Origin of the sequence: Saccharibacillus alkalitolerans, from assembly GCF_011090185.1 — a bacterium.
Classification (GTDB): Bacteria; Bacillota; Bacilli; order Paenibacillales; family Paenibacillaceae; genus Saccharibacillus; species Saccharibacillus alkalitolerans.
Genome location: NZ_JAAFGS010000019.1, coordinates 1 through 3,704 on the forward strand (window position 1 = coordinate 1; position 3,704 = coordinate 3,704).

A 3,704-nucleotide genomic window follows, 5' to 3' on the forward strand; every position below is an offset into this window, starting at 1 on the left:
TTAATGGCATTTCATCCTCACCGGCGTCTCGCTCGTTTCAGCGTGTCGTCCGTGGCGACAAGAAATAATATACCATGCCACCAAGCAGGGGTCAACCCTTTTTAACAAAAAACTTTAAAAAACTTAAAACACATTTTACACAGCATGCGGCAATGCCTATTATTACCCCGTCCGGCCGCCGTTCCAAACGCCCTGTCGATAGAAAAACTCCCGGTGCAAACCGGGAGTTCCGATCCGTATTTAAGCTAAATTTGGTAAGGGAAACCGTCAATTCTCGCGCTTCGTTTCCCAAAGCTTGTACAACGCCTGCGTCCCTTTGTCCGCATAACCGGCATCGGCCAATTTGCGATAAAGCGACTCCGCCAGCTTAAGTCCCGGAAGCTCCAGCCCCATGTCCGCAGCCGATTCCAGAGCGATGCCCATATCTTTGATGAAGTGTTTGATATAAAAACCCGGCTCGAAATCTCCGTCCAGCATCCGCGGTACGAGGTTGCTCAGCGAAAAGCTGCCTGCCGCTCCGGTTTCGATGCTTTTCAGCACCGTCCGCGGATCGAGTCCCGCTTTCTCGGCGTATACGATGGCTTCCGTAACGCCCATCATATTGGATGCGATTGCGATCTGGTTGCACATTTTCGTATTTTGTCCCGCTCCGGAAGCGCCTTGATACACGATATTGCTGCCCATGATCTCCAGCAGGGGCAGTACCGCCTCGAAGTCGGCCTTCTCCCCGCCTACCATGATCGACAGCTTGGCATTTTTGGCGCCCACGTCTCCGCCGGATACCGGCGCATCCAGTACGCCTATGCCGCGTTCGCGCCCGCGTTCGGCCAGGCGTCTGGCCAACAGAGGGCTCGAAGTCGTCATATCGATCAGATAAGCGCCGGACTTGGCATGCGGAATCAAACCGTCTTCCTCGGTATAAACGGCTTCCACGTCCTGCGGATAACCGAGCATCGTAATCACTACGTCGCACGCCTCCGCCAACTTGGCCGGCGTATCCTGCCATACGGCCCCCCGGTCAAGCAGCTCCTGCGCTTTGGACGGCGTCCGGTTGTAGACATGCACCTCATAGCCTTTTTCCATAATGTGACCCGCCATGCTTTTGCCCATGACTCCGATACCCGCAAATCCGATAACCGCTTTTTCAGAATTCAATTTTCCCACCCTTTCCTCGAGCTTTCTAAACTTTATCACATATCCGAAAGAAGAAAATGCCTCTGCTTTGATCCATGATGTCGTCGACAGCGCGCTATTCCGAAAAACTTGCAAAAACTTCGATTCGCTTTTATATTAGTACCAGGTGCTAAAACAAAGTGCTAAAGGAGCTGAACTGCGCATGACCTCTTTTCGTTCGACCGCACGCCTCGCCGCCCTCGGCACTTATGTACCGGAGCGCATCTTGACGAACAACGACCTGGAAGCCATGGTAGACACCAATGACGAATGGATCGTTCAACGGACCGGCATTCGGGAACGACGTATTGCCGCCGAAAACGAGTTCACCTCCCACCTTTGCATCAAGGCGGTTGAGGATCTGCTGCGCCGTTATCCGAAAGCGCTGGACGGCGTCGATATGGTGCTTGCCGCTACCACAACGCCGGACTTCCCTTTTCCTACCGTTTCCTGCCTGGTCCAGGATGCCTTCACACTGAAAAATGCAGGTACGCTCGATTTGAGCGCCGCCTGTTCGGGTTTTACTTATGCCCTGCATTTGGCGAACGCCCTGATTACTTCGGGTCTGCATCGCAAGGTGCTCGTCGTCGCAGGCGAATGCATGAGCAAAACGATCGATTATACGGACCGCAGCACCTGTATCCTGTTCGGCGACGGAGCGGGGGCCGCAGTGATCGAGTATGACGAACAGGGAGCTTTCCTCGGCAGCCATATGGGAAGCGACGGAAGCGGCGGGCAGCATGTCTACCGAACCGGTATGGCGGATCAGTTGAACGGAATGCCCCTGGACGGACAAGGCAAAGTCGTGCAAAACGGACGCGAAGTCTATAAGTGGGCCGTGCGTACCGTTCCCGAAGGCGTTCAAAAACTGACCGAAACTCTTCCCGGCGGCCTGAAAGACATTGATTGGTTGATTCCGCACAGCGCAAATCTGAAAATGATCGACTCGATTGCGGAAAAAACCGGTATCGACGCTGAACGGACGCTGACAAGCGCCGAGTTTTACGGCAATACGTCAGCCGCTTCCATTCCGCTCGCCCTTCAACTTGGCCTTGATGCAGGAAAAATAAAAAAAGGAGACACCCTGCTGATGTACGGATTCGGGGCGGGGCTGACCCACTCCGGAGTGATCGTACGTTGGTGAAGATATAAAATAAGTTTTCGAAACCTACAAAAGCTTCCGCCGCGTTTTTACGCTGCAGAAGCTTTTTGCGATTCGGAGCTTAAGGCTCAGGTATCGGTCGTAACGTGATCCCATTCCTGCCCCATATAGCCGATCAGCCAATTCAAAGAACGATGACGTTCATAAACGACTCCGGCATCCAGACCCGCAGGCGCCTGCCGATTGTTGATTCTGGCATCCACGCAAGCCCAATCATAGCGGTAAATCAGGTCGGCCTCGTCCATGATTTCCTGCTTGCTGCGCAGACGGGCGGCGCGAACAAAAGACTCGAAACTGTCGTATCCCTGCAAAATCGATACGGCGCGGCCTACGTCGCAGACTTGATCCGGTCTATCCAGCCTTTCGACAAATCCGAGTGCCCACAACATAACCCAATAAGACTCGTATCCCCAGGAAAAAGTCGCGATCGTCCCTCTTTCGGGAGAACTCTCCTCCAAGTAGAACCGTTCCCGCTCTGTGAAAAAGTCGTCTGCCTCATACTGCCCGATAATCCGCTCGATGAGCCCCCTCGTTTCTCCTGCCTCTTCACCGGCTGCGTCGCTTTCCCCTTTGACTGCCGAAACGCAGAGGGCAACCGCGCGTCTGGCGATTTCTTCGAGGCTGCGAATGGTTGTTTCTTCTTCCTCTTCGATCGCAGGCAGATGCACATTGACGGGAACCCCCTGCTCGCGGAGCAGAAGCTCCGAGCGTTCCTTGCGCAGCAGCGCCTCGGCAGACGGCGGTTTCTCTTCATGCAAGAAGCTTGTATGAGCAGTCACCGTAAAATCGTCCACCTCCGAACGGCCGTCCAAATCGAGAAGAAGCCTTCCTTCCCCGTCCATCATGCTGCGCGTCCCCATTAACACAATAGCGTCCAATTTCCGCGCCATCGCATAAATCTGTTCTTGAAAAGCGTGAGAAAAAGCTTTGTCCGATTCAATGCCGATAACCATGTTCAACGTTTGCAGCTTAATCAGCAGCTTTTCATGAACTTTCGGTTTTTCCGCCGGAATTTGCGCAAAAAAGTGATACATTCCATTTTGCATTTCTCCGAATTTTTCAGGCTCGGTCCGGCTGGTCATCGATCGGAATCCGTATTCGGATTTTCCCAGCCAACTTCCCGTTTTGACTTTCGCATATGTACCCTCTTCATAGAGGCTTACCGATTTGTCTCCGAAAATGTCCCTTAAAGCCTCCGCAACGGCTGCAAGATCGAAATTCGAGCTGTACAAAGCCGCATTTTGAATCCCTGTCTTTGACGACACTCTTGATTGACCTCCTTGTAGTAACGCTAAATAGATGTACGCTTATATTCTACCATGTTCAAAAAGCACAAAAAAAGCCTTCACCGCTGTGCACGGTAAAGGCC

The 3,704-nt window shown here is 52.9% G+C and carries 3 protein-coding genes; 1 reads left to right on the top strand and 2 read right to left on the bottom strand.

Annotated elements, in window-relative coordinates:
- Positions 1–267: 267 nt before the first annotated feature.
- Positions 268–1,164, bottom strand: coding sequence for an NAD(P)-dependent oxidoreductase (locus GYN08_RS23420; protein ID WP_328803017.1), 897 nt, complete (start codon positions 1,162–1,164; stop codon positions 268–270).
- A gap of 172 nt (positions 1,165–1,336) precedes the next feature.
- Here GYN08_RS23420 and GYN08_RS23425 point away from each other — a divergent pair, with 172 nt between their 5' ends.
- Complete coding sequence (locus tag GYN08_RS23425; protein WP_166280242.1) at positions 1,337–2,317, top strand: ketoacyl-ACP synthase III; 981 nt, start codon at positions 1,337–1,339, stop codon at positions 2,315–2,317.
- 86 nt (positions 2,318–2,403) lie between these two features.
- On the opposite strand, the gene GYN08_RS23430 is transcribed toward GYN08_RS23425, so the two are convergent.
- The gene (locus GYN08_RS23430) at positions 2,404–3,600 is read right to left on the bottom strand and encodes a DUF4272 domain-containing protein (RefSeq protein WP_328803018.1); all 1,197 of its coding nucleotides are present in this window, start codon (positions 3,598–3,600) and stop codon (positions 2,404–2,406) included.
- Between the last annotated feature and the right edge of the window lie 104 nt (positions 3,601–3,704).